The organism is Mesorhizobium delmotii (assembly GCF_900149755.1).
Taxonomy (GTDB): Bacteria; Pseudomonadota; Alphaproteobacteria; order Rhizobiales; family Rhizobiaceae; genus Mesorhizobium; species Mesorhizobium delmotii.
The window spans coordinates 189,416-213,314 of record NZ_FUIG01000043.1; the positions used below are offsets into that span (position 1 = coordinate 189,416).

Consider the following 23,899-nt stretch of genomic DNA (forward strand, 5'->3'; position numbering starts at 1 on the left):
TTCCTCACGCGCCGTAGCCGCGCATCGTCTGGCGGTTGGTCTTGACCGCGGCGGCCGGATCGGCGGCGGCGGTCTCGGATTCCTCTTCCAGCACCAGCCAGCCGTTGAAACGAGGTGCGGCGCTGGCGATATCGATCACCGCTTGGGTGTCGCAGACGCCCTTGCCGAGCATGGCCCAGGTGCCGCTGGCGTCGACGTCTTTCAGATGCACGTAGCGGATGCGATCGCAGTAGGCGGTGAGCGTGTCGATCATGTCTTCATGGCCGCGCAATATGTGTCCGGTGTCGGGCACCCAGCCGACGAGCGACGGATCGATCAGCGCGAAAATCCGGTCATAGTCGGCACGGTCGAACAGCAGCGTGTTGTGGTGGGAACTGGGATGGACAGCGATGTCGACGCCGGCCTTGCGCCCGAGTTCGCCGGCCTTGTTGTAGAACTCCGCAGCGATGGCAAAATTGTCGTTACGCGGGCCGTCAGACACGACGGTGGCCGAACCCATGGAGACGAGGGCGCCGGGAAATGCGGCGGCGAAATCGATCCAGCGCTGCGCGGTTTCCAGGTCGGCGCCGATCCTGTCCGGCAGCGTGAAGCCGCTCTTCGAGCCGAAGGCGAAAGAGACGAGCGCCAGCCCGGCCGATTTCAGTGCCGTGGCGAATTCCGCCGGCCTGTCGGCATAGCGGCCGATCATCGTGTCGGTGATCTCGATGCCGGCATAACCGCCATCGGCGATCGCCTTCAAGAGATCGTCGGGACCACCGGCAAACCGGTCTCCGAGCATTTCCCAGGTGAAGGTCTGGCAACCGACTTTCAGGTCTTTCATGCTTTCATTCCTTGATGCCGCCCTGCGTCAGCCCTTGTTGATGTGGCGCTGGATGAACAGCACGAGCACGATTCAGCGGCGCTATGAAGACGCCCGAGGCCGCGGCGATATCGCCTGCCAGCAGAGAAGGTCCAATCCATCGATTTCGACGCGCGGCCTTCCCCATCGGTTCTCCGTGGGAGGGACATCCTACTTGACCGAGCCCGCGGTCATGCCGGCGAGGAAGAACCTCTGGGCAACGAGGTAGATGAGCAAGAGCGGTAGCGAGCCCAGCACGCTCATCGCCATCATCTGGTTCCATTCGAAGGCGTGCTGCCCCATCAACAGCTGGATGCCGATGGGGACGGTGCGCATGGACGTTGACTTCGTCAGCGTCAGCGCAAAGAGAAATTCGTTCCAGCACAACAGGAAGGTGTAGACCGACGTCGCTACGATACCAGGCAGTGAAATCGGGACGATCACCCGCCAGAGTGCGGTCCAGCTGGTGCCGCCGTCGACAGCCACCGCTTCATCGAGATCGCGGGGCAAGGTGTTCAGATATCCCGTCATCAGCAGGATCGCGTAGGGCAGCGTAAACACCAGGTAAGTCAGGATCAGTGCGACGTAGGTGTCGAAGATGCCATACGAGACGACAAGCCCGAAGAAGGGGATCAAAAGCGTGATCGGCGGGATCGTCTGCGTGCTGATGATGAGTGTGTTGAGACTGCCCTTGCCGCGGAAATTGAAACGGCTGAACCCGTAGGCGGCCAGCAAGGCGATCAGCACCGTCAGCACGGTCACCGCTCCGGCCACGAAGTAGCTGTTGAAGAAGAAGCGCAGCTTTACCGGGTCGCCAAGGATGGCCGCATACGCTTCCAGCGTGAAGGCCTTCGGCAGGACGGTTGGTGGCAGGGCAAAGATTTCGGTATTCGACTTGAACGAGCTGCTCAGCATCCAGTAGATCGGGAAGGCCGCGAAAAAGAGCCCTGCGGCAAGCGCGACATGGAGCGCGACGGTGATCAGTCTGTCTTTCGGTGTGTGCCTTTTCCTCATGGTGACTACCGAGCCTTTTGATAGCGGATGTAGAACAGCGTCAGGCCGAGAGAGATCAGCAGGATGACCACGGCGCTCGCCGACGCCTGCGACAGGTTGTAGCTCGAAAACGCCAGCTTGTACGTGTAGGTGCTGAGGACCTCGGTCGAGTAGATCGGACCGCCGCCCGTCGTTATCCAGATCAATGGAAAGACCTGCATGGTCCAGATGAAGTCGAGCAGCGAGATGCTGATGATGATCGGCATCAGCTGCGGGATGGTGATGAAGATCAGCTTCTGGTAGGCCTTCGCCCCGTCGATATCGGCGGCCTCGTAGAAATCCTTGGGAATGCCCTGCAAGCCTGCGAGCAAGCTGACCATGAAAAGCGGGTAGCCCGCCCAGATATTGGCGAAGGTGACGGCGTGCAGCGCGGTCGCCGTCGAGGAAAACCACTCGACCTTGGAACCGATGATGCCCATCTGCATGAGAACGCTGTTCACGACACCGTTCGGCTCGAGCAGGAGGCGCCAGATCACGGCGATAATCACCGCGGTGAACAGCCAAGGCAGTATGTAGAGCACGCGCAGAATGTTGCGCAGCGTCGGATTGATGCGGTCGCTGTTCAGCATGAGTGCGAAGACCATGCCGATGGTCATATGGAAGATGACACTCATGCAGGTGAAGTAGAGCGTGTGCCACAGCGAGGCCCAGAACACCGGATCGGCAAAGATCGCGTGGTAGTGTTTCAGTCCGGCAAAGGATGGGTCGCGACGCAGCACCGCGCTGTTCTGGAACGAATAGCCAATCACCGTCACCATCGGCAGTAGCATCAGAAGGCCGATGATGAGGAGCGAGGGTGACAGATAGAGATAGGGTGCGACCGCTCGTTTCAGTCGATGGTGGGAGCGCTTCTGCCGAGTCATGTGCCACCCTTGGGATGTGCCTTCAAGAGGAAGGTGCGCTTCGGAAAGAGGTCCATCTCAAATTGCCGATCCGTTGTTGACGGGTGGCCTGCCCTAAGTCAGGCTACCCGGTGGAAGATAGCAACGGGGAACAGGTCGCTCAGAATTTCGCCATCCAGCCCTTTTGAGCGTTGGCTGCGGCTTCTTCCGGAGACTGCTCGCCGGCGAGCATCTTCTGGGCTTCCACGTCGAACTGGGTCATCAGGTCTTCAGCCACCGGCAGACCCGTGAACTCGTTGGCGAGATAGCCGGTCTTGAAGATTTCGAAAGCCTTGGCGAAAGCCTTGTCCGAGGTCACGAAATCGGGCTTGGCATTGACGTTGCCCGGGAAGGCGTTTGCAAGCGTCACGAGCTTGGCGTTCACCTTTTCACTCATCAGATATTGGACGAGCTTCCAGGCTTCCTCCTGATGTTTTGAGGCCGCAGAGATGCCGATGCCCCAGGAGGCGTAGGGAAGGCCGCGCTTGCCGTTGTAATTCTCCACGACCGGGACGGGGATGAGGTCGAAGTTCAGCTTGGGATTGCGTTTGCGAATGAGGTTCACATGCGCGAGCGAGTCGATCATCATTCCGACCCGATCGTTCACGAATTCCTCGACCTTTTCCTGCTCGGTCTTGGTGGCAATGCCGGGCGAAATGACGCCGGCGTCGTTCAGCGATTTGACGAAGGTGAGCATATCGACGACCGGCTTGCCCTCGAGAGCCGGCTTGCCGTCAGCCATCATCGATTGACCCGAGGCCCAGACCCACGACATCAGGTCGTTCTGGACACCGGACGGCGTTTGCAGCGACAAGGGCAGCACCCAGCCATACTGGTTCTTGTCGGCATGGGTCATCTTCTTGGCGGCTTCGAGAAACTCCGCGCGGGTCGACGGCAGCTTGGTCACGCCTGCCTGGGCGGCGAGATCCATGTTCACGAAGACCGGATAGACGAACGAAGCCACGGGAAACATCACCGCCTTGCCGTCCACCTTGATGATATCCGCGACCTGGGTCTTGTCGAACTCGCTCGCATCCATCATCGGGTTCATGTCGGCCAGCGCATTCTGCGCGTTCAGATTGTTCACCCAGGCGCCGTCGAGACCGACGACGTCGCTAAGCGTTCCAGTTGCAGCACCAACCGAGATCTGGTCTCGCGTGGTCGCATAGGGGCCGCTGACCAGCGTCACCTTGATTCCGGGGTTTGCAGCCTCGAAGTCATTCATGATTGCCCTGAGCGAGCCGGCCGGCAATTCGGGCTCCCACCATTGGGTGAATTCCAGCGTCGTGTCCGCCATGGCGCCGGTTGCGCCAAGCAACCATGCGGCCGCGGCTATTTTCAGCATCGCGGGTTGTATCCGAAACATCATTTTCTCCTCCTTCTTTAAGATCGACCGCACAATGCGGACGATCGTCTGCTCTACTCAGAAGCCTTCTTGCGTTTCGCAGGCGCCTCGCTCTCGCCTGCGGTCTGCCGCAGATCTTCAGATCGCCAGATGCGTCTCGGGATCGAAGAAATGGAACTTGGCATCATCCACGGCCAACCGGATTTCCGAGCCGGAGTGGACGGCGCTGATCGGCTCGAATCTCGCCACCGCGTTCGATGCCAGGCCAAAATCGTCCACCGCGTCCGGATCGCCGGAGTCCACCCGGACCGCGTCGATGTTCAGATGGACAATATGTTCGGATCCGAGTTCTTCGATCGAGGTCACCTTGGCCGGTATCGTCTGATACTTGCGACCGGATTCGAGGCTGCTGTCATAAAGATCCTCCGGTCGTATGCCGAACACGACCTTGCGCCCCGCAAACGACCTCAAGCCCGGCCTGCGCACGAAGGCTGCCTCCTGCAGCCGGATGGCGAAGGTGCCGGACATCAGTTCGTCGCCCGTCAGGGTCGCCTCGAAAAGGTTCATTGAAGGAGAGCCGATGAAGCCGGCAACGAAGGCGTTCACCGGCGATTCATAGAGCCTCTTGGGTGTATCGACCTGCTGCAGCACGCCGCCTTTCAACACCGCGACCCTGTCCCCCATCGTCATCGCTTCGATTTGATCGTGGGTCACGTATATGGTCGTTACGCCGAGCTGCTTTTGCAGACTGGTGATTTCGGCGCGCATTTGCACGCGCAGTTTCGCGTCCAGATTGGAAAGGGGTTCGTCCATGAGAAAGGCGGCCGGCTCGCGCACCATGGCGCGGCCCATGGCAACCCGTTGACGCTGTCCGCCTGAAAGGTTCGCGGGTTTGCTGTCCAGCAAAGACGTCAGCTGAAGGGTTTTGGCGATCTCGTCCACGCGCTTCTTGCGCTCGGCCTTCGGCTTGCCTGCCAGCCGCATCGAAAAGGCGATGTTTTCGGACACCGTCATATGCGGGTAGAGCGCGTAGCTTTGGAAGACCATCGCGATGTCGCGGTCCTTGGGCGGCATGTCGACGACGTCGACTCCGCCGATCCGAAGGCTGCCGCTGGTGATGTCCTCCAATCCCGCGATCATTCGCAACGCGGTGGATTTGCCGCAGCCGGACGGCCCGACGAGAATCAGGAACTCGCCGTCCTCGACCGATAGGTTCAATTGGTCGATTGCGCGAAAATTGTTACCGTAGGTTTTGCAGATATTCTCAAGAATGACTTCTGCCATATTCCTCCCTCCGCAAGTATAAGCCGCTGATTTTTATAACCCTCCTCGGAGCATGTTCACCTGCGAAATATTTCATCGTATAGTTTCTAGCTATGTTCCAGTATTGACATGCGTTTTTTTCAGTTCGACTGCTGACGGCGCGTTCGTCGATGCCAGGAGTTCCGTGACCTGGTCGTCGGTCGGAAGCGCCTCGCGCCCGCCACGCCCCGTTATCGAAAGGGCAGCCGCCGCGGCCGCGAATGCCACCCGGCCTGCGGTGTCGGCTCCACGCGTCAACGCATGGGCGTAGGCGCCATGAAAGCAGTCACCCGCGCCGGTCGAGTCGACGACCACGACCCGGTGCGGGGGCAGGCGCCAGAGACCTGTCTCTTCACGCCCGCGATAGTACACGCCTCTGCCACCATCGGTCAGAACCACGGCAGACCGCGACGGCAACCACAATGCATCGAGCATCTCGGAGGGCGATCGGCACCCCGTGGCAGTCCGCGCAAAGCCGAGCGGAAGAATGAGATGGTCGCAGAGCGCGATCAGCCGCTCCGTGGCTGGGCCGCTGCTCCATTCGATATCGCCGAGGATCGCAAGGCCGAGATCGCGAGCCCGAGCCACGACATCCAGCGACCGGATCGCGTAGCTATCGACGATCAGAACGGTCGCGCGGCTGAGGATATCGTCCGGAAAGTCCGGAGCGGTGCCCAGCATCGCATCGTCGTCATACGCGATGAACCGTTCCCCATCCGAGCCGACGGTGATCCGCGAGCGCACCGGGCGCGCGTCGGGATGGCGCGGCGCGAATACGGTTTCAACACCGCTCGCAACGAGATCGCGCAGCACGGCGTCGTCCGCGGCACTGCCCAGCCATCCGATGTACCCGGCGGTTCCGCCGAGCCGCACGACGGCGGCCAGCGCCGTCGCGACATTTCCCCCGAAAGCACGGGCACTTTGCAGAACCTTCCCCTTGCCCGCCGACAACGGCTGATCGACGTAGACGATGTCGTCGATCGCAATAGCGCCGAAGCCGAGGATCGCGGGGACGGTGGGCATCGTTCAGGCACCCGCCTTCGCCAGGGCGTCTTGCGCCGAGAGGCCGTCATGGATGACGCCCCGAAAGGCAAGCGCTGCCTTCTCCGGATCGCCATGCCCCCAGAGATTGCGGCCTACCACGGCACCGCGTGCGCCGGCACGGATGGCGTCCGCCGTCTGCTGAAGCGCGCCGAGCAGCGTATCGGTCTTCGGACCACCCGCGATCACAACCGGCACCGGGCAGGTCCGGACGGTCTCTCGGAACGACTCGAAATCGCCCGTGTAGCCGATCTTGATCACGTCGACGCCGGACTCGTAGCCGATCCGCGCCGCATAGGCGATCTCGTCGGGGGTGAAGACGATTTTTGCTCCGTCGGTGAAATCGCGAGGGTAGATATGCGCCACCACGGGCATGCCGTAGCGGGCCGCTGCATTTACCGAATCGGTCAGCCAGCGTATGTATTTGCCCTCGGTCGCGCCGCGCACCGGAATGGCCACGGCCAACGCATCGGCCCCCGCGCGGACCGCATCCTCGGGCGTTGCGATCAACTCGCTGATGCGATCGTCCGGAGTGAAGCAGCCCGCCTGAATCACCAGGGAAGCTTTGCCCGCATATTGCGGCCACAGATGGCGCGCGGTGCCAGGCTGGATGCTGACGTAGTCGGGTTTGCCTACCATGACGCGCGCGAGCGCACCCGGCAGGTCGGCAAGGCCGCCTTTGCGCACGTCACCATAGCCGACGAAGTGGTCGACCGCGCCGCCGAAAAGTTTCCCCGATGGATGCGAGAAGAGGCGCGCAAGACGCACCTTGGTTCCTAGGCTCATGAGTGCAAAATTTCCCAATCGGTTGATTTAAAAATCCTGGACCCAGTGTTTCCGAAAGAAATGAGAAATACAATCTTTCGAAAGCTTTCGAATTTGCGTATTTTTGGTAAGGTGAGCCGAGGCCAGAGCGGTTGCTTGGCGCAGGGAAGCAAGGGCAGGGCAATGTTGTCGGAGCAGAGACGCCAATCGATCCTGGGTGAGGTGCAACGCAGCGGACAGGTTCGCACGAAGGACCTGTCAGACGGGTTTGGCGTGTCGGAAGTGACGGTGCGCTCCGACCTCGAGATACTGGACCGCAAGGGACTACTGACCAAGACCCGAGGAGGGGCGGTGACCCGGACCACCGATTCGACTACGGCCGCGTTCGCCCGGCGGATGCAAACGAATCTCGACGCAAAGAAGCGGATCGCCCGGGCGGCGGTAGACCTGTTCGAGGACAACCAATCGGTCATCTTCGACGGCGGCTCGACATTGATGCAGGTTGCCATGCTGTTACCGCCGCTCAGCAATGTCGTGGTCGCGGCCACGGCCATGAATATCGTGCAGCATCTTATGCATCGTCCCGGGCTCGACGTTCATATGATCGGCGGCCGGGTCTATCCCGACACGGTGAGCACGCTGATCACCGATGCCGATACGGCTCTCGGCGGCTTGGTAGCGCATCAGGTCTTTGTTGGAGCGCATGCGATAGACTCGTCACTGGATGTGGTCGACGTGAACGAAGACATGGCGCGAACGAAGCGAAACCTCGTTCGCATGGCCCGGCGCGTTGTCCTCCTCGCCGATTCGAGCAAATGGGGCGTCAGCGGGACCTCCAAGGCATTTTCGCTGTCGGCCGTCGATGTGGTGATCACCGACGATGGCCTGCCCGGTCCAATACGCAGCCAGCTTGAGATGACCGGGGCCAAGGTGATCTATGCCTGAACCCATCTCGGTCCCTGACCGCGACGGAAAGATCCAATGCGCGCATGACCCACGGGATTCGCATCGGCTGCTGGCCGTTTTTTCATGTCAGTCATGTTCTCCTCCTCAAGGCTGGCGGCCTCCAATGTTGCGCCATCATTTTCGCATGTTCTATAATAATTTTACGCGCGTCAAGATTTAAAATGTTGTATAGCGGCTTTCGACTGTGATCCGTTGCCGACGCAACGGCTGAGGCAGACCATCACCGCGTTGGGAGGTACGATCTAAAATGCACGGGAGATCAAAGACAAAGCTTGGCATTGGCGTCATCGGCTGCGGCAACATCTCGATGACCTATCTGCGCAATGCGGCTTTGTTCGGCGGGGTCGAGCTCAGCGCCTGCGCCGACATTTCGGCCGATATGGCTGCGCTGCGCGCCAAGGAATATGGCATCCGCGCGCTCGGCGTCGACGCGCTTTTGGCCGACCCGAACATCGACCTTGTCCTCAACTTGACGATACCGGCGGCGCATTTCGATATTTCGCTTTCGGCGCTTTCGGCGGGAAAGCACGTCTTCACCGAAAAGCCTCTGGCGACGTCCACCCCCGATGGCCGCCGGCTGGTTGCCGAGGCGAAGGCGCGCGGTGTCCTGCTCGGCTCCGCCCCCGACACTTTCCTTGGCGCCGCTGGGCGCCGCGCCCGCCGCCTGATGGACGAGGGTGCCATCGGCCGTGCCGTGACCGGCACCGCCTTCATGATGGGGCGCGGCATGGAGCACTGGCATCCCAATCCGCAATTCTACTATCAGCCCGGCGGCGGACCGGTCTTCGACATGGGTCCCTACTACCTGACGATGCTGGTCAATTTGCTCGGGCCGGTGGCCCGCGTGATGGCGATGGCGACGCGGGGCCAGGAGGAGCGGCTGATCACCGCCGAAGGCCCCTACCGGAACACCAGCTTCAAGGTCGGCACACCGACCAACATCCTGTCGCTGCTGGAGTTCCATTCCGGTGCAACTATCACCTTCGGCGCGTCATGGGACGTCTTCAGGCACTCCAACCATCCGATCGAGCTTCACGGGACCGAAGGCTCGCTCAGGCTGCCCGATCCGGACACGTTCGGCGGCACCGTCTCGCTGTCGGAACGCGGGGCCGACTGGGCCGACTTCCACAGTGAGAGCGAACTCTATGGCGCGCGCAATTGGCCCTTCGCCGCGCCCGACCGGGCGAATTACCGCATGCTCGGCGTTGCCGATCTTTCGCGCGCGCTGGCAACAGGAAGAAAGCCGCGGGCGTCCGGCGACCTTGCGCTTCATGTGCTGGAGATCATGGAGGCGATCCTCGCTTCGGGTGAGAGCCGCGAGTCCGTCGCCGTCAACGCAACTGTCGATCAGCCGCCGCTCTTCCAGGACGACGAAGCAGCGAGCCTGCTCGCCTGATACCGGAGCGCTTACGATGACGACATTGCTTTCACCCTTGCTCGATCCGGAGGCCCGGCATGTGCTCGACCTTGACCGGCAGGCGGCCGCCCCGCCATTCGAAGCCGGCACGCCTGAAGAGGCGCGCCGCGCCTATAAGCAGGGCTTTCCGGCACTCCAGGGCGAGCGCGAGCCGGTCGGCTCATTGACCGAGCGCACCATCACCGGACCCGGCGGCCCGTTGACGCTCAGAATCTATCGCGGACAGGGCGCGGTCGGGGCCGCTGCCCCGGCGCTGCTCTATCTGCATGGCGGCGGCTGGGTGATCGGCAATCTCGAGTCGCATGACGAGATCTGCCGCTGGCTTGCGAATATGGCGGCCTGCGTCGTCGTCTCTCCCGGCTACCGGCTGGCGCCGGAACACAAATTTCCGGCGGCCATCGAAGATTGCCGCGCCGTACTTTCCTTCTTGCAGGACGGCGCGGGCGATCTCGGCATCGACGCCGAACGGATCGCTGTCGCCGGCGACAGCGCCGGCGGCAATCTCGCTACCGTGCTTTGCCTGCTTGCGCGCGGCGACAAGAAGCCGCCGGTGGCGCAGCTGCTGTTCTATCCGAACACGGACGCCTCGCAGGCGGCGGACAGCTATCGCCGCTTTGCCGACGGTTATGGCCTGACTTCGGCGACCATGGCCTGGTTCCGCGACCACTATGTCAACCATGCCGGCGATATCGATGACTGGCGCGTGTCGCCGCTCAAGGCCGCAAGCCTTGCCGGCGCAGCGCCGGCTTTTGTCGCAATCGCCGGTCATGACATTCTCGCCGACGAAGGCGAGGCCTACGCCAAGCGTCTGGAAGACGACGGGGTGCCGGTCGTCCTGCGGCGCTGGCCCGGCCAGATCCACGGCTTCGTCTCAATGGGCCGTCATGGCCCGGCGGCGCGGCAAGCGGTCGGCGCGGCGGTTGCCGCATGGCGCGGCTTCGATCCTGTCTTGGGAAACGCTCAGGCCGACTGACGCATGACCAGCGTCGCGTCGAGACTGACCTTGGGGGCAACTGCCGCGTCGTCCTCGTCCAGCAAGGCCAGCAGCGTCTCGACGCTGCGTCCCGCCATGGAAGCGAAATCCTGCGCCATGGTGGTGAGGGCAGGGCAGGTGTAGCGGCTCAGCGGATGGTCGTCATGGGCTGCGACCCGCAGGTCGCAATCGCCCTTGCGGCCGACCTTGCGGCCCTGCGAGTAGGCGGCAGCCATCACGCCGAAGGCGAGACGGTCGTTGCCGCACAGAATGGTCTTGCCCGGCAGGGCGCCACGGGCGAGCATCGCTTCCATCTGCTCGTAGCCGATCCGTTCGAAATCCCAGGTGTAGTCGTAGGTGTTGCCGATGAGCACCGGCTCATGCCCAAGCCGCTGCATGGCGCCGACATAGCTGTTCAGGCGTTCGCGCGAATTGTGGTTGACGTGCGGGATGTCGAAATAGACCGGGGCATCGCCGGAACGGCAGAGATAATCGACGATGGTCGAGACGCTCTGGCTGTTGTTGTTGCCGACGAATGGCGTGTCGCCCTCAAGATAAGTGTCGAAATAGACGATCGGTATGGTCTGTGTCAGCTTCTCCAGCGTGCGGTGGTCTGAGCGCAGGCCGAGCGGCGCGATCAGCGCGCCGGAAACCTTTAGGGAAAGAATGGTTCGCGCTGCTTCCACTTCGAGCTCGCGCGAGCCGTGCGATGAGATCACGATCGGCCAGTAGCCTTCGTCGCGCAGCCTGAGCTCGATTCGGCTGACCATTTCCGAATAGAAGGGATCGGCGACCGTCGGCACGACAATGCCGATGCTTCGGGTCCGCTTGCGGTTCAGGTTTCGCGCAAAGAGATTGGGCTGGTAATCGGACGAGCGCAGCGCCACCTCGATCCGCTGACGTGTCGCCGGCTTGACGCTGGTCGGATCGTCGAAATATTTCGACAGTGTCGGCCTGGAGACGCCGCACGAGCGAGCAAAATCCTCCATCGTCTTGTGCGTCATCGACATCAAAGCCCTCGCGCTGTTGCTTGCGCTGCCCGTTCCTACATACGGTGCGCCAGCGCGCAACTGCAAGGCGAAACTTTACAGACAATTTTGATAGTTTTCATGCGTCAATTTATTAATTGACGCGAAAAAGCACAAGCCGTATTCACCTCCGTGGGCGAATTCGAAATTCATGTCACCCGGAAAGTGCTCGCGCGGTTCATCAGAAGCGAGGCCGGGGCGAAACGCCGGGAGGGATTCCGCGAGATGAGGAAGCTGGTCAGTGCCGGCGAGATTCTGGTCGAGATCATGGCCGAGCGGATCGGCCAGAGCTTTCTCGAGCCTGGTCCGCTGCTTGGACCCTACCCGTCCGGAGCGCCTGCCATCTTCATCGGCCAGGCGGCGGCGCTCGGCCAGCCGGCCGGTCTCATCGGCGCCGTGGGCGACGACGATTTCGGCAGGCTGAACATCGATCGGTTGCGGGCACTGGGCGCCGACGTGTCGGCGATCGCAGTTCACACGGGCCATGCGACGGGCACGGCCTTCGTCACCTACCGGGCCGACGCCAGCCGGCATTTCGTCTTCAACATCCGCAACAGCGCCTCCGGCCTGATCGAGACCGACGCGGCGGCAACAAACTTGCTCGCTTGCGCCGATCACGTCCATGTCATGGGTTCGTCGCTGTTTTCCGACCGCGCCATCGCGGTGGCGCTATCGGCGATCGAGACTGTCAAGGCCAAAGGTGGAACCGTGTCCTTCGATCCGAACATCCGCCGCGAGATCATGCAGGCGTCCGGCATGCGCGCGGCGCTCGATCATGTGCTGGCGCGAGCCGACATCTTCCTGCCGAGCGGCGAGGAGCTCTTCCTGTTTTCATCGGCGAAGGACGAGAAGGGCGCTGCCGACGAATTGCTCGCCCGTGGCCTGTCCTGCATCGTCTTAAAGAAAGGCGCCGCCGGCGCCGTATATCATGATCATCACGGTGCGGTCGCCTCGTCCGGCTTTGCCGTCGACGAGGTCGATCCGACCGGCGCGGGCGATTGTTTCGGTGCTGCCTTCGTCTCGTTCTGGCTTCGCGGGGCGGCTCCTGCCGAAGCCCTGCGGATCGCCAATGCCTGCGGTGCGCTTGCCGTCACCCGCAAGGGGCCGATGGAAGGCATTTTCCCGCTTGAAGCGGTCGAGGCATTCATCGCCACGGGGAACACGCAGTGAGTGACGCGACGCGAAGGTTTGCGAATATTGCGGCCAGGCGCGCCGCAGGCGAGAGAAGCGGCATCGCCTCGGTCTGCTCGGCGCATCCGCTGGTCATCGAGGCTGCCCTGCGCCACGGCGTCGCGCGGCACGCGGATGTGCTGATCGAGGCCACCTGCAACCAGGTCAACCACGAGGGCGGCTACACCGGGATGACGCCCGCCGACTTCCGCAGCTTCGTCGAGGCACATGCGCTGAAAGCGGGTTTCCCAGTCGATCGCCTGATCCTTGGCGGCGATCATCTCGGACCCAATCCCTGGAAGCACATGGCAGCAGCTACCGCGATGAAGAAGGCGGGGGCGATGATCGACGCCTATGCGAGCGCCGGCTTCACCAAGATGCATCTGGATACGAGCATGGCCTGCGCCGATGATCCAGCCGTGCTTGCCGATGAGATCATCGCCGAACGCGCGGCCGAACTTGCTGCAATCGCCGAGACGGCGGTCGAGCGCGCCGGCAGCGAGAAACCCGTCTACGTCATCGGCACCGAAGTGCCGGTGCCGGGCGGTGCACTGGAGGCGCTCGACCACTTGCATGTGACCGCGCCGGACGATGCCTTGCGAACGGTGGAGGTACACGCCCGAGCGTTTTCCCGCGCCGGCCTCGAAGCCGCTTTTGGCCGTACGCTCGGCGTCATCGTTCAGCCCGGCGTCGAATTCGGCAACACCGAGATCGTGCCTTATGCACCGGCCAAGGCGACCGAACTCGTGGCCGTGCTCGACCGCATGCCGCAATTTGTTTTTGAAGCGCATTCGACCGACTACCAGCCGGCCGAGGCGCTTAACGCTCTCGTTCGCGACGGTTTTGCCATCCTCAAGGTCGGCCCCTGGCTGACCTTCGCGCTTCGCGAAGCGCTGTATGGGCTCAGCCATATCGCCGATATGCTTGCGCCGGACCCTTCGCGCGAAAGCCTGCCTGCCGCGATGGAACGCATCATGCTGGCGTCGCCGGACAACTGGCAGCAATACTATCCGGGCACGCCGGACGAGCAGCGCGTGCAGCGGCATTTCTCGCTCAGCGACCGCATCCGCTATTACTGGCCGACGCCGGAGGCGCGGCGCGCAATGCAGGCGCTGCTGGACGTGCTGAGCGAGAAGGATATCCCTCGGCCTCTGATCAGCCAGTATCTGGGGCAGCTCGACGCCGAGATTGCGGCAGGCCGGGTCAAGCCCCTCGCGCACGACCTTCTGATCGGCAGCATCACCCGTGTCCTCGATATCTACGCGGACGCGACGGGAAAGTAGGGATCGCGCTGCCGGAAAGTCGGCATCTGCCTAAACCCGCCTCATAGCCGTCCGATGTCGACGTTGTTTCGAAAAGGGCGCCGCCGCAATTTACAACTAACATGTTAGTGTGCTAGTGCTGTGTGCACATTGATCTCTGGAGAGAATAGCAGTGGCCTCGCGCTTTGGTCTTTCAGTTGCCCTCACCACGCCTTTCGAGGCTTCCGGGCAAATCGCCATCTCTCCCATGATCACGCAGGCCCGGGCTTGCCTTGGCGCCGGCTGCAGCAGCGCAACGCTCTTCGGCACCACCGGGGAAGGCGCCTCGGTGGGCACGGGAGAGCGGCGGATTGTTACCGAGGCCATGCTGGCCGCCGGCATTCCGGCACATCAGCTCGTCGCCAGCGTGCTGGTCGATGCGGCCGAAGACGCTGCCGAACAGGCGCGGCATGCCTTGCAGTGCGGCGTCCGCAACATCCTGCTGGCTCCACCGAGCTACTTCAAGAATGTCAGCGAGGACGGGTTGTTCGGATGGTTTTCCGCCGTCTTCGCTGCGCTCGGCCCACTGGCCCGCGGCGTCCTCCTCTACAACATCCCTTCTGTCACCATGGTGCCGCTCCCGCTTGCCCTGATCGGTCGGCTGCGTGCGGCCTTCCCCGGCGTGGTCGCCGGCGTCAAGGATTCGGGTGGCGACTGGAGTTACAGCGAGGCGCTGCTAAGAGCTCATGGCGACCTGGTGATCCTGATCGGCGACGAGCGGCACCTGGCCAGAAGTGTGCGCCAGGGCGGGCAGGGCGCCATTTCCGGCATGGCCAATTTCGTCACTGGCGAAATCCGCGCCATGGCCGAGGACGGGCGCGATGATGCCCGTGTCGAGGGCTTCGTGCTTGAATTGCTCAAATATCCGGTCACCCCGGCGGTGAAGGTCATGGTGGCGCGCAAGACCGGCGACGAGCGCTGGCTGGCTGTCCGTCCGCCGCTGGAGCCGATCGCTGCGCAGGGGCGGCAACAGCTTGCTGCCGCCTATGACCGGCTGTTTGCGACAGAGCCGGCCTGACCGGCAAAGGGAAGCGCGCTGAAATGGACGACAGCAGCGAACCGGCCACCCTCAGGGAAAGAGCTTATGCCAGCTTCACGCGGCATTTGCTGGCCCGTGATCTCAGGCCGGGACAGTTCGTGTCGCAGCGTGAACTGGTTGCCTTTACCGGGCTGCCGCTTGGCGCCATCCGCGAGATCGTGCCGCGTCTCGAGGCCGAGGGGCTTTTGACGACCATCCCGCAGCGCGGCATGCAGATCGCCCATATCGACATCAACCTGATCCGCGAAGCCTTCCAGTTTCGCCTGTTCATGGAGCGCGAAGCGGTGGCGCTGTTCACCGTCAACGCCTCCGACGCCGAGCTCGCCCGCCTGCGGCACGAGCATGAGGACATGCTGGCTCAAGCGCTGTCGCAGGCGCCGACGCCGGAAATGGAAGCCAAGGCCCAGAACATCGATTGGGCCATGCACGACACCTTCATCGATGCGCTGGGCAACGAGATCATCGCCAAGGCGTATCTGGTCAATTCGGTAAAGATCAGGCTAATCCACCAGGAGCGTTTCCGTATCGACGGGCGCGTCGTGCCGGTAATGCAGGAGCACCTGACGGTGATCGAAGCGCTCGAGAGCCGCGACCCGCAAAAGGCGGTCGAGGCGATCAGCCGGCATATCGACAACGCGCGCCGGTTGGCGCTCCAGATCTGAGGACGTATGGTTCGCGGCTGCCGCGACACTATCCACAACGACAGCAACCCAGGGAGGAAGAAATGTCGTCCAATCCGTTTAAGCCAACAAGAAGGCAAGTCCTTGCAGGAACCACGGCGCTCGCCGCCGCGGGCCTGGCCGGCCTTCGCCCGAGCTTTTCCGCCAGCGTCGACTGGAAGCGCTTTGCCGGCACCACGCTCGACGTCAATCTGGTTAAAAGCCCGCGCAGCGACACCATCCTGAAATATATCGCCGAATTCGAGGAGCTGACCGGCATCAAGATCAATGCCGAGGCGACGCCGGAACAACAGCAGCGGCAGAAGACGGTGATCGAACTGAGCTCCGGCAAGCCGAGTTTCGACGTCGTGCATCTGAGCTATCACGTGCAGAAGCGCCAGTTCGAAAAGGGTGGCTGGCTGGCCGACATCGCCGGCTATCTCGCCGATCCGACGCTGACCGATCCTGGGCTTGTCGAAAGCGATTTCGCCGAGGCCGGCATGCTTTTCGCTAAGGACAACCAGGGCGTGCTGCGTTCGCTGCCCTTCTCGGTGGACTACTGGATCGTCTACTGGAACAAGGAGCTGTTCGAGGCCAAGGGCCTCAAATACCCTGAATCGTTCGACCAGCTGGTGGCCGCCGCCGAAGCGCTGACCGATCCATCGACCAACACTTTCGGTTTCGTCGCCCGCGGCCTCAAGAATGCCAACACGCCGGTGTGGACGTCGCTGATGCTCGGCTACGACATGACGCCGCTCGACGACAAGGGCAAGCTGCGCACCGAAACGCCCGAGGCGATCGAGGCCGCCGCCCTCTACCAGAGGCTGATGACCAAGTCCGCCCCTCCGGGTGTCACCGGCTTCAATTGGGCTGAAGCGCAGTCCGCCTTCCTGCAAGGCAAGATCGGCATGTGGTTCGATGGCGTGGGTTTTGCCCCGCCGATGGAAAATCCCGAAAAGTCGCGCGTGGTCGGCAAGGTCGGCTATGGCGTCATGCCCAAAGGGCCCAAGGCGCATGCCTCCGGGACGTTTGGCGACGGCCTCGGCGTGACCGCCTCCAGCGAAAAGAAGGAAGCTGCCTATCTCTTCTGTCAGTGGGCGGTTTCCCCGGCGATGGGCGCGCGCCTGCTCCAGGCCGGCGCCGGCGTGCCCTTCCGCAAGTCGGTGCTGGAAGATCCCAAGGTACGCGAAGGCGTCACCATGCCGGCAAGCTGGCTCGATGCAGTGGTTCAGTCCGGCAATATCAGCAGGCTGGCGCTGCCGGTGATCATCCCGGTCACCGAGTTCCGCGACATCTACGGCGTGGCGTTGACCAACATGATTGCCGGTGCCGATCCTGCCGAAGAGCTGAAGAAGGCCACCGCGCAGTTCCAGCCGGTTCTCGACAGGAGCGAGCAGGGCTGATGTCCGCCATCGCCCCTGAACGCACCGGGGTGACGGCTGACCGCACCGGGGCGGCGACGCAAGCCATCGAAGGGAGCCAGTCGGTCCGGCTGGCTCCCAACTACTGGCCCTTCGTCGTTCCGGCGCTCGTCGTCGTTAGCGCCGTGATCGTCTTTCCCTGGGCTTTCACGCTCTGGATGAGCGTCAACCGCTGGACGCTCGGCCAGTCGCGGAGCTTTGCCGGGATGGAAAACTATCTCCGTCTGGCCAGCGACCCGCGATTCTGGGAATCGCTGGTTCATACGTTGACCTACACCTCGCTGTCGGTGGCAGCGCCGATGTTCCTGGGCACTGTCGCCGCCCTGGTCTTCGACGCCAGGTTTCCGCTGCGCGGCCTGCTGCGCGGCGTCTTCGTCATGCCGATGATGGCAACGCCGGTTGCCGTGGCGCTAGTCTGGACCATGATGTTCCATCCCCAGCTCGGGGTGCTCAACTACCTTCTGTCGCTGGTCGGCATCCCGGCGCAGGAATGGATATTCAACGCCAACACCGTCATCCCTTCGCTGGTCGCGGTCGAAACCTGGCAGTGGACGCCGCTGGTGATGCTGATCGTGCTGGGCGGGCTGGCCTCGGTGCCGCGCGAGCCGTTCGAGAGCGCCGAGATCGACGGTGCCAATGCCTGGCAGCAATTCCGCTACCTCACCCTGCCGATGATCGCGCCGTTCCTGATGATTGCGTTGATCATCCGCACCATTGATGCGCTGAAGAGCTTCGACATCATCTATGCGATGACCCAGGGCGGGCCGGGCACGGCGTCCGAAACCATCAATATCTATCTCTACAACACCGCCTTTTCCTACTACGACATCGGCTATGGCTCGGCCATGGCCGTGGTGTTCTTCATCGTCATCGTGGCGCTGTCCTTCATCCTCCTGATGCTGCGCCAGCGCTCGCAGTGGAACGATGCGGAGGGCAAATAGATGAGCTCACGTCTGCTCAACCAGATCGGCCTGATTTTCGCGGCTCTGGTCATCGTCTCGCCGGCGATCCTGTTCTTCCTCTGGATGATCTCGCTGTCGCTGAAATTCGAGATCGACAACGGCGCCTATCCGCCGATCCTGATCCCTGAACGTCTCGCCTGGTCGAACTATGTAAAGGTGTTCGAGGAGAACAATTTCCTGCTCTATCTCTGGAATTCGGTTCTGGTGACGGGCACGGCGACACTGCTGGCGCTGCTGATCGGCGTACCGGCCGGCTATGGCATAGCGCGGCTCAAGGCCGAAAGATCGGCGGTCGTCATCATGATCGCCCGCATGACGCCGGGGCTGTCCTATCTCATCCCGCTGTTTCTGCTGTTCCAATGGATCGGGATCCTCGGCACGCTCTGGCCGCAGATCATCATCCACCTGGTGGTGACGGTGCCGATCGTGGTCTGGGTGATGATCGGCTATTTCGAGACCACGCCGATGGAACTGGAAGAGGCGGCCAACATCGACGGCGCCAGCTCCTGGCAGGTGTTCCGGCTGGTCGCCCTGCCCATCGCCAAGCCGGGCATCGTTGTCGCCTTCATCCTGTCGGTCATCTTTTCGTGGAACAATTTCGTCTTTGGCGTGGTGCTCGCCAGCCGTGAGACGCGCACATTGCCGGTCGCTGTCTACAACATGCTTTCCTATGAGCAGGTGAGCTGGGGGCCGCTCGCCGCCGCCGCACTGGTGGTGACGCTGCCGGTGCTGGTCCTGACCATGTTCGCGCAAAGGCAGATCGTCGCCGGGCTGACCGCCGGCGCGGTCAAGGGCGGCTGAAGCCGCATTCTAGCTGGACATCACTCTTTCCCCGGAGAAATCCAATGGCATCGGTAACCATCAACAACGTGCAGAAGGCTTTCGGAGCCACCAAGATCATTCACGACGTCAGCGTCGACATCGCCGACGGCGAATTCGTCATCCTGGTCGGCCCGTCGGGATGCGGAAAGTCGACGCTGCTGCGCATGATCGCCGGACTTGAAACGATCTCCGGCGGGAAGATCGCCATTGGCGAACGCATGGTCAACAATCTGCGGGCGCGGGACCGGAACATCGCCATGGTGTTCCAGAACTATGCGCTCTATCCGCATATGACGGTGGCCGACAATATGGGCTTTGCGCTCAAGATCAAGAAAGCCGATCCTGCCGATACCGCCGGCCGCGTCAGGAATGCCGCCAGCATCCTCGGCCTTGAAAAGCTGCTTGAGCGCTATCCGCGTCAGCTCTCCGGCGGCCAGCGCCAGCGCGTTGCCATGGGCCGCGCCATCGTGCGCGACCCGCAGGTCTTCCTGTTCGACGAGCCGCTCTCCAATCTCGACGCCAAGCTGCGCGTCCAGATGCGCGGCGAGATCAAGGCGCTGCACCAGCGGCTGGGCACCACAACCATCTACGTCACGCATGACCAGATCGAAGCGATGACCATGGCCGACAAGATCGTCGTGCTGCATGACGGCCTGGTCGAGCAGATCGGCGCGCCGCTCGACCTCTACGATCAGCCGGCCAATCTCTTCGTTGCCGGCTTTATCGGCTCGCCCGCCATGAACTTCATTGCCGGCCGCATCGAGGAAGGCGTGTTCCGCAGCGCCGGCGGGCTGATCCTGCCGCTGCCGGAAGGCGCCCGCCCGACCGACGCTGCAGGACGCGAACTTGTCTACGGCATCCGTCCCGAGCACATCCGCGCAACCGCCCAGGGCATGCCGGGCACGGTCACGCTTCTGGAAGCCACGGGTTCGGAAATCTTCGCCAAGGTCGACTGCGCCGGCGAGGAAATTTCGTGCCTGTTCCGCGAGCGGCTGCCGCTCAAGCAAGGCGCGCAGATACGGATCGAAGTCGATCGCGCCTGCGCCCACCTGTTCGACGCGAAAACCGGCCGGCGTATGTGATTGGCGTGGCCTGCGCGGCAGGGTTCGCTCACGCGAAGACGTATTCACGCAAAAGCGCCGTAGTACCAATTGCGGCGCCTGCCGCCACACGCGTTTCCACCGACAATAACGGCAACAACCGATGATACTGGACAGAACGGTCATGCGAACTATCGGCCGTTCGAGAGCCTTGTGAGAAGCGCGACCAGCTCCGACTGCCGATGCGTCTGCGTCTTCGCGAAGACCGATTTCAGCTGGTTGCGCCCAGTCTCATAGGAAACGCCAAGTTCGTCGGCTGCCGCTTCAACGCCGTGTCCCGAGCAAATCTTTCTCGCCAGCCTCGCTTCTGACGCTGTCAGCCTGAAGCAGGACTGCAGCACCGCTTCAGGAGGAGGAGGTCTCGCGTCAGGATCAATGAGGATGACGATTGCCTGGCACGGCGCCAGCGCGTTGTAGGAGACTTTCGGAAGGCGCAACGGATAGGCAAGGAGCGGCCGCCCTTGGAGTCTGGGCAGTGGCACGGGTGGCATCGATGCGGCCGTGTCCGGCGAACACAGCAGCGCTTTCAGCGATCGGTCGAGAGCATCTGTAGCGGTTCGGTCAAAGGAGACCAGACGCCGGCGCGTAATCTGCAGACCCCGCCCCAGAAGCCTTTCCGCCGGAGCATTGGACCGGAGTACATTGCCACTTCTGTCCAACATGACGGCAGGCGTTTCGGTGGCGCTAAACGCATCCAATGCCGCGTCGGCCTTCCCGAAACCGATTGCTCGTGCAACTGCGGCCACAGAGCCCAGCTGTTTCGAAAGTTCCGCCAGCTGTCTCATTTCGTCTGGCGTGAACGGACCCTGTTGGATCGACCGTTGCAGCGATAGTGCCCAGAAATCATCGCCGGCAGCGATCTTGACCGCCGCGTAGCGCTGCAGGCCGAAGGGGGCGAGGAATTCCTGGTAATATGGATGCCTGGCGATCTCGTCGGTCGTCACGAAGTCGAACTCCGAGGTGACCCCTTGTCGATCAAGGACGTTGAGGCCACGATACCGCTCGTCGCGGTTAATCCAGCCATCGCGCACGTAGGTTTCCAAAACGGGGGCCATGGCGCGGCTGCAAGGAACGAGTGGCAGATGCCCCCTTATATCGAAGAGCAACGCTCCGGCACTTCCAGTGGCCTTTTCTGCCACCTCCATCGCGGCGTCCCAGCGTGATGGATCGAGGGCTGCCTCGACAAAGGCAACGCCAATCGCGTCAAAATCGAAAGCAGCGCCCACCGCTAGCCCCTCAGTAAGGTACCTATCTAAACACACTGGATCTTGAATGGCGAGTCAGACCGCCCCCGATTTTGATGGCAACGGTGGCCTAGAAGTATTGCCAATTTATCAACAATGTAAACATTGAACTCAGAACTGGAACCATCTGTTCGGATAACTGCTCCTATGAGGACTAATGACCCAAATTTAACTTTCAGCAGTCCAGCGGATGATTGAATAAAAATTACGGATCTATCGAACAGCCATCTTTAGATGTATTTGGAAGTTGTTATTTGTAGATGTTGGCCGTCAGAATCGCAGTGTTTTGTTCGTTTTGGTCAACTGACCGTTCAGCCATGTTATGGATGGATCGCCAAAAGGGGTATGCGCGCGACATTTCGAATGAGTTTGCCGATTCCCTTGTTGAATTTCGCCGCCTTTCCAAGCGTTTCTGGCGGGCGGGCGATGTCGTTTTCCAAGATCATTCCTGATCGAGTGCCGAAACTTACTCAAATGGGAGTTTCGCGCCGTGCCAGTCTCCTGAAAAGTGCCGTGAGCGAAGAAACGCTGGGGCAAAAACAAGGGGCCCGCCGCCAAGGCCGGGGAGATTCCATCAGCCGGAAAGGGAGCTCGGGGCTTCACCTAACAGGGTGGAGTCGGCTTCCGCGGCGTCATGCATGACCCGAATGTACAAGCCGACCGCTGAGGTCGTTGGGAGGATGAAATGGCCGACAAGTTTGGAACGAACGGCAACGATGTCATCAATGGCACGGCGGGCGACGATTTCCTCTCTGGCGGACCCGAAGGCGGGGACCCAACGCTCGAGATCGGCGACGACGAGATCAATGGCGATGGCGGCAACGACACCATCCTTGGTCATGGCGGCAATGACACGCTGACTGGCGGAGACGGCATCGACAATCTCATTGGTGGCGAAGGCACCGACATTATCAATGGCGGCGCTGGCTACGACTATCTCGACGGTGGCGTGGGCAACGACACGCTCGACACCGGAGCTGACGGAGGCCAGGCCGTTGGCGGCGAGGGTGACGACACGCTGACCGGTGGCGATGGCGACGACTATCTCGCTGGTGACGAGGGCAATGACACGACCAATGCCGGAGCCGGCAATGACACCCTGATCGATGACAATGGTCCGGGTTCCACCGGCAACGATATTCTGAACGGCGAAGCCGGCAACGACACCATCTATTCCTATGGCGGCGCCGACACGATCGACGGCGGCGATGGCAACGACACGGCAACGATCGACCGCTCGACGGCCGTTGCGGCACTCAACATCAACATGACCAGCACCACCAGCCCGACCGCGGTGGGCGATGGAACAAGCTTCATCAATGTCGAAACGTTGAACTTCACCGGTGGGACGGGCGACGATGTCGTCACCGCGCTTGACGGCGACGACCAACTCACAGGCGGCGCCGGCAACGACACGCTGACCGGTGGCGCCGGCAGCGACTATCTCGACGGCGGAACGGGTAACGACACGCTCGATGTGGGCGCCGACGGCGGCCAGGCTGTCGGCGGCGAGGGTGACGACACCATCCAGCTTTCGGGAATGCTCGGAGACTATCAGATCTCCGTCTTTTCAAGTACCGATGTTCAGCTCCTCGACCTAAGGACAGCCACCTATACGACCGCCTATGCGGTCGAAGCATTTGTGTTTTCGGATGGAACGCGAACGTTCGACGCGTTGATTCACTCACCGACCAGCCTGAGCCTCTCGGCCGCAACAATTGCCGAAAACAGCGCAAATGGCACTGTCATAGGCACTCTGTCAGCGATCGATCCTGACGCGGGCGATGCACTGACCTACAGTCTTGTTGATGACGCAGGTGGGCTCTTTGCACTTTCCGGCGACCAATTGTTGGTCAACGGGCCACTGGACTTCGAAGCGGCGACTTCGCACGAGGTCCGCGTGCGTGTCACCGACACTGCCGGAAATACTGGTGACCGAATCTTCACGATCGGCGTCACGGACGTCGATGATACTGCGAATCAGGCACCGACAGACATTTCGCTTTCAGCGAATGCCGTCGCTGAAAACAGCGCGCCCGGCTCGATCATCGGCGCGCTCGTAGCGACTGACTCCGACCCGGGGGAGACGCTGACTTTCACGTTACCCGACGACGCGGGCGGCACGTTCGCTATCTCCGGCAACGATCTCGTCGTCAGCGGTCCGATCGACTTCGAGGCGGGTCCGACCCGTCAGGTAACTGTGCGGGTCACCGACAGTCAGAACCACACCTATGACGAGACCTTCACCGTCAACGTCAGCAATGTGAACGAGGCGCCCGTCATCACCTCGAACGGTGGCGGTGACACGGCGACGATCAGCCTGGCCGAGAATACGACGGCGGTGACGACGGTTACGGCTTCCGATCCCGATGCCGGGACGACACTAGCCTATGCGATCGCCGGTGGCGCCGATGCCGCCCTGTTCAGCATCAATGCGACGACCGGCGCGCTGAGCTTCGTCAATGCGCCGAACTTCGAGGCGCCCGGCGATGCCGGCGGCAACAATGTCTATGACGTCATCGTCTCCGCCTCCGACGGAACGCTCACCGATACCCAGTCAATCGCGGTGACG

Annotated in this window: 21 protein-coding genes; 12 read left to right on the top strand and 9 right to left on the bottom strand. The window is 62.0% G+C overall.

Translation table 11 applies throughout. The features are described 5' to 3' along the window. Positions 1-4: 4 nt before the first annotated feature. The 7 genes from BQ8482_RS26440 to BQ8482_RS26470 all read right to left on the bottom strand — a co-directional run bounded on the left by BQ8482_RS26440 (position 5) and on the right by BQ8482_RS26470 (position 7,246). Entirely contained in the window at positions 5-820 is an 816-nt protein-coding gene (locus tag BQ8482_RS26440) for a sugar phosphate isomerase/epimerase family protein (RefSeq protein WP_123150269.1), read from the bottom strand. A gap of 189 nt (positions 821-1,009) precedes the next feature. Next, positions 1,010-1,852: a carbohydrate ABC transporter permease gene (locus tag BQ8482_RS26445; protein ID WP_023797144.1), complete on the bottom strand. Its 843-nt coding sequence runs from the start codon at positions 1,850-1,852 to the stop codon at positions 1,010-1,012. Positions 1,853-1,857: 5 nt separating this feature from the next. Next, the gene (locus BQ8482_RS26450; RefSeq protein ID WP_027153440.1) at positions 1,858-2,754 is read right to left on the bottom strand and encodes a carbohydrate ABC transporter permease; all 897 of its coding nucleotides are present in this window, start codon (positions 2,752-2,754) and stop codon (positions 1,858-1,860) included. Positions 2,755-2,893: 139 nt separating this feature from the next. After that, positions 2,894-4,141 carry an ABC transporter substrate-binding protein gene (locus BQ8482_RS26455; protein ID WP_123150270.1) on the bottom strand — a complete coding sequence of 416 codons (1,248 nt, stop codon included), beginning with the start codon at positions 4,139-4,141 and terminating at the stop codon, positions 2,894-2,896. 114 nt (positions 4,142-4,255) lie between these two features. Further along, complete coding sequence (locus BQ8482_RS26460; protein ID WP_123150271.1) at positions 4,256-5,401, bottom strand: ABC transporter ATP-binding protein; 1,146 nt, start codon at positions 5,399-5,401, stop codon at positions 4,256-4,258. A gap of 90 nt (positions 5,402-5,491) precedes the next feature. Further along, the gene (locus tag BQ8482_RS26465; protein ID WP_123150272.1) at positions 5,492-6,442 is read right to left on the bottom strand and encodes a PfkB family carbohydrate kinase; all 951 of its coding nucleotides are present in this window, start codon (positions 6,440-6,442) and stop codon (positions 5,492-5,494) included. A 3-nt stretch (positions 6,443-6,445) separates the two neighbouring features. After that, positions 6,446-7,246: a beta/alpha barrel domain-containing protein gene (locus BQ8482_RS26470; RefSeq protein ID WP_023797149.1), complete on the bottom strand. Its 801-nt coding sequence runs from the start codon at positions 7,244-7,246 to the stop codon at positions 6,446-6,448. 162 nt (positions 7,247-7,408) lie between these two features. Between BQ8482_RS26470 and BQ8482_RS26475 the strand changes: the two genes are divergently transcribed. The 3 genes from BQ8482_RS26475 (at position 7,409) to BQ8482_RS26485 (ending at position 10,581) form a co-directional block, all read left to right on the top strand. Continuing rightward, positions 7,409-8,170 carry a DeoR/GlpR family DNA-binding transcription regulator gene (locus BQ8482_RS26475; protein WP_123150273.1) on the top strand — a complete coding sequence of 254 codons (762 nt, stop codon included), beginning with the start codon at positions 7,409-7,411 and terminating at the stop codon, positions 8,168-8,170. A gap of 268 nt (positions 8,171-8,438) precedes the next feature. Next, positions 8,439-9,587 carry a Gfo/Idh/MocA family protein gene (locus BQ8482_RS26480; protein ID WP_123150274.1) on the top strand — a complete coding sequence of 383 codons (1,149 nt, stop codon included), beginning with the start codon at positions 8,439-8,441 and terminating at the stop codon, positions 9,585-9,587. 16 nt (positions 9,588-9,603) lie between these two features. Further along, entirely contained in the window at positions 9,604-10,581 is a 978-nt protein-coding gene (locus tag BQ8482_RS26485) for an alpha/beta hydrolase (RefSeq protein WP_123150275.1), read from the top strand. Here BQ8482_RS26485 and BQ8482_RS26490 read toward each other — a convergent pair. Further along, positions 10,569-11,591, bottom strand: coding sequence for a LacI family DNA-binding transcriptional regulator (locus BQ8482_RS26490; RefSeq protein ID WP_165848721.1), 1,023 nt, complete (start codon positions 11,589-11,591; stop codon positions 10,569-10,571). The two genes, BQ8482_RS26485 and BQ8482_RS26490, sit on opposite strands and share 13 nt — an antisense overlap. Before the next feature lie 243 nt (positions 11,592-11,834). On the opposite strand from BQ8482_RS26490, the gene BQ8482_RS26495 reads away from it, so the two are divergent. From BQ8482_RS26495 to BQ8482_RS26530, 8 genes are all read left to right on the top strand, one after another. Further along, positions 11,835-12,779, top strand: a complete 945-nt coding sequence (locus BQ8482_RS26495; RefSeq protein WP_123150314.1) for a sugar kinase — start codon at positions 11,835-11,837, stop codon at positions 12,777-12,779. After that, positions 12,776-14,062: a D-tagatose-bisphosphate aldolase, class II, non-catalytic subunit gene (locus BQ8482_RS26500; protein WP_123150277.1), complete on the top strand. Its 1,287-nt coding sequence runs from the start codon at positions 12,776-12,778 to the stop codon at positions 14,060-14,062. The genes BQ8482_RS26495 and BQ8482_RS26500 overlap by 4 nt, the downstream gene beginning before the upstream one ends. 151 nt (positions 14,063-14,213) lie before the next feature. Further along, the gene (locus BQ8482_RS26505; protein ID WP_123150278.1) at positions 14,214-15,098 is read left to right on the top strand and encodes a dihydrodipicolinate synthase family protein; all 885 of its coding nucleotides are present in this window, start codon (positions 14,214-14,216) and stop codon (positions 15,096-15,098) included. Positions 15,099-15,121: 23 nt separating this feature from the next. After that, positions 15,122-15,781 (top strand): GntR family transcriptional regulator, encoded by a 660-nt coding sequence (locus BQ8482_RS26510; RefSeq protein ID WP_095494342.1) that lies wholly within the window; start codon positions 15,122-15,124, stop codon positions 15,779-15,781. Positions 15,782-15,843: 62 nt separating this feature from the next. Beyond that, positions 15,844-17,181 carry an ABC transporter substrate-binding protein gene (locus BQ8482_RS26515; protein ID WP_123150279.1) on the top strand — a complete coding sequence of 446 codons (1,338 nt, stop codon included), beginning with the start codon at positions 15,844-15,846 and terminating at the stop codon, positions 17,179-17,181. Then, complete coding sequence (locus BQ8482_RS26520) at positions 17,181-18,140, top strand: carbohydrate ABC transporter permease (protein ID WP_123150280.1); 960 nt, start codon at positions 17,181-17,183, stop codon at positions 18,138-18,140. Before BQ8482_RS26515 ends, BQ8482_RS26520 begins: the two co-directional genes overlap by 1 nt. Beyond that, positions 18,141-18,962 carry a carbohydrate ABC transporter permease gene (locus tag BQ8482_RS26525; RefSeq protein ID WP_123150281.1) on the top strand — a complete coding sequence of 274 codons (822 nt, stop codon included), beginning with the start codon at positions 18,141-18,143 and terminating at the stop codon, positions 18,960-18,962. A 44-nt stretch (positions 18,963-19,006) separates the two neighbouring features. Further along, positions 19,007-20,065 (top strand): ABC transporter ATP-binding protein, encoded by a 1,059-nt coding sequence (locus tag BQ8482_RS26530; protein ID WP_123150282.1) that lies wholly within the window; start codon positions 19,007-19,009, stop codon positions 20,063-20,065. Positions 20,066-20,214: 149 nt separating this feature from the next. On the opposite strand, the gene BQ8482_RS26535 is transcribed toward BQ8482_RS26530, so the two are convergent. Continuing rightward, entirely contained in the window at positions 20,215-21,309 is a 1,095-nt protein-coding gene (locus tag BQ8482_RS26535; protein ID WP_123150283.1) for a helix-turn-helix transcriptional regulator, read from the bottom strand. 703 nt (positions 21,310-22,012) lie between these two features. Between BQ8482_RS26535 and BQ8482_RS40155 the strand changes: the two genes are divergently transcribed. Further along, the coding region (locus BQ8482_RS40155) for a cadherin domain-containing protein (RefSeq protein ID WP_208867833.1) at positions 22,013-23,899 on the top strand (1,887 nt) is incomplete at its 3' end.

Bases quoted from the DNA above. Each gene is read 5' to 3' on its own strand.
- BQ8482_RS26450 (WP_027153440.1), bottom strand. From the start codon at position 2,754: ATGACTCGGCAGAAGCGCTCCCACCATCGACTGAAACGAGCGGTCGCA.
- BQ8482_RS26490 (WP_165848721.1), bottom strand. From the start codon at position 11,591: ATGTCGATGACGCACAAGACGATGGAGGATTTTGCTCGCTCGTGCGGC.
- BQ8482_RS26480 (WP_123150274.1), top strand. From the start codon at position 8,439: ATGCACGGGAGATCAAAGACAAAGCTTGGCATTGGCGTCATCGGCTGC.
- BQ8482_RS26470 (WP_023797149.1), bottom strand. From the start codon at position 7,246: ATGAGCCTAGGAACCAAGGTGCGTCTTGCGCGCCTCTTCTCGCATCCA.
- BQ8482_RS26515 (WP_123150279.1), top strand. From the start codon at position 15,844: ATGTCGTCCAATCCGTTTAAGCCAACAAGAAGGCAAGTCCTTGCAGGA.
- BQ8482_RS26485 (WP_123150275.1), top strand. From the start codon at position 9,604: ATGACGACATTGCTTTCACCCTTGCTCGATCCGGAGGCCCGGCATGTG.
- BQ8482_RS26465 (WP_123150272.1), bottom strand. From the start codon at position 6,442: ATGCCCACCGTCCCCGCGATCCTCGGCTTCGGCGCTATTGCGATCGAC.
- BQ8482_RS26530 (WP_123150282.1), top strand. From the start codon at position 19,007: ATGGCATCGGTAACCATCAACAACGTGCAGAAGGCTTTCGGAGCCACC.
- BQ8482_RS26460 (WP_123150271.1), bottom strand. From the start codon at position 5,401: ATGGCAGAAGTCATTCTTGAGAATATCTGCAAAACCTACGGTAACAAT.
- BQ8482_RS26510 (WP_095494342.1), top strand. From the start codon at position 15,122: ATGGACGACAGCAGCGAACCGGCCACCCTCAGGGAAAGAGCTTATGCC.
- BQ8482_RS26525 (WP_123150281.1), top strand. From the start codon at position 18,141: ATGAGCTCACGTCTGCTCAACCAGATCGGCCTGATTTTCGCGGCTCTG.
- BQ8482_RS26455 (WP_123150270.1), bottom strand. From the start codon at position 4,141: ATGATGTTTCGGATACAACCCGCGATGCTGAAAATAGCCGCGGCCGCA.
- BQ8482_RS26495 (WP_123150314.1), top strand. From the start codon at position 11,835: ATGAGGAAGCTGGTCAGTGCCGGCGAGATTCTGGTCGAGATCATGGCC.
- BQ8482_RS26440 (WP_123150269.1), bottom strand. From the start codon at position 820: ATGAAAGACCTGAAAGTCGGTTGCCAGACCTTCACCTGGGAAATGCTC.
- BQ8482_RS26520 (WP_123150280.1), top strand. From the start codon at position 17,181: ATGTCCGCCATCGCCCCTGAACGCACCGGGGTGACGGCTGACCGCACC.
- BQ8482_RS26445 (WP_023797144.1), bottom strand. From the start codon at position 1,852: ATGAGGAAAAGGCACACACCGAAAGACAGACTGATCACCGTCGCGCTC.
- BQ8482_RS26475 (WP_123150273.1), top strand. From the start codon at position 7,409: ATGTTGTCGGAGCAGAGACGCCAATCGATCCTGGGTGAGGTGCAACGC.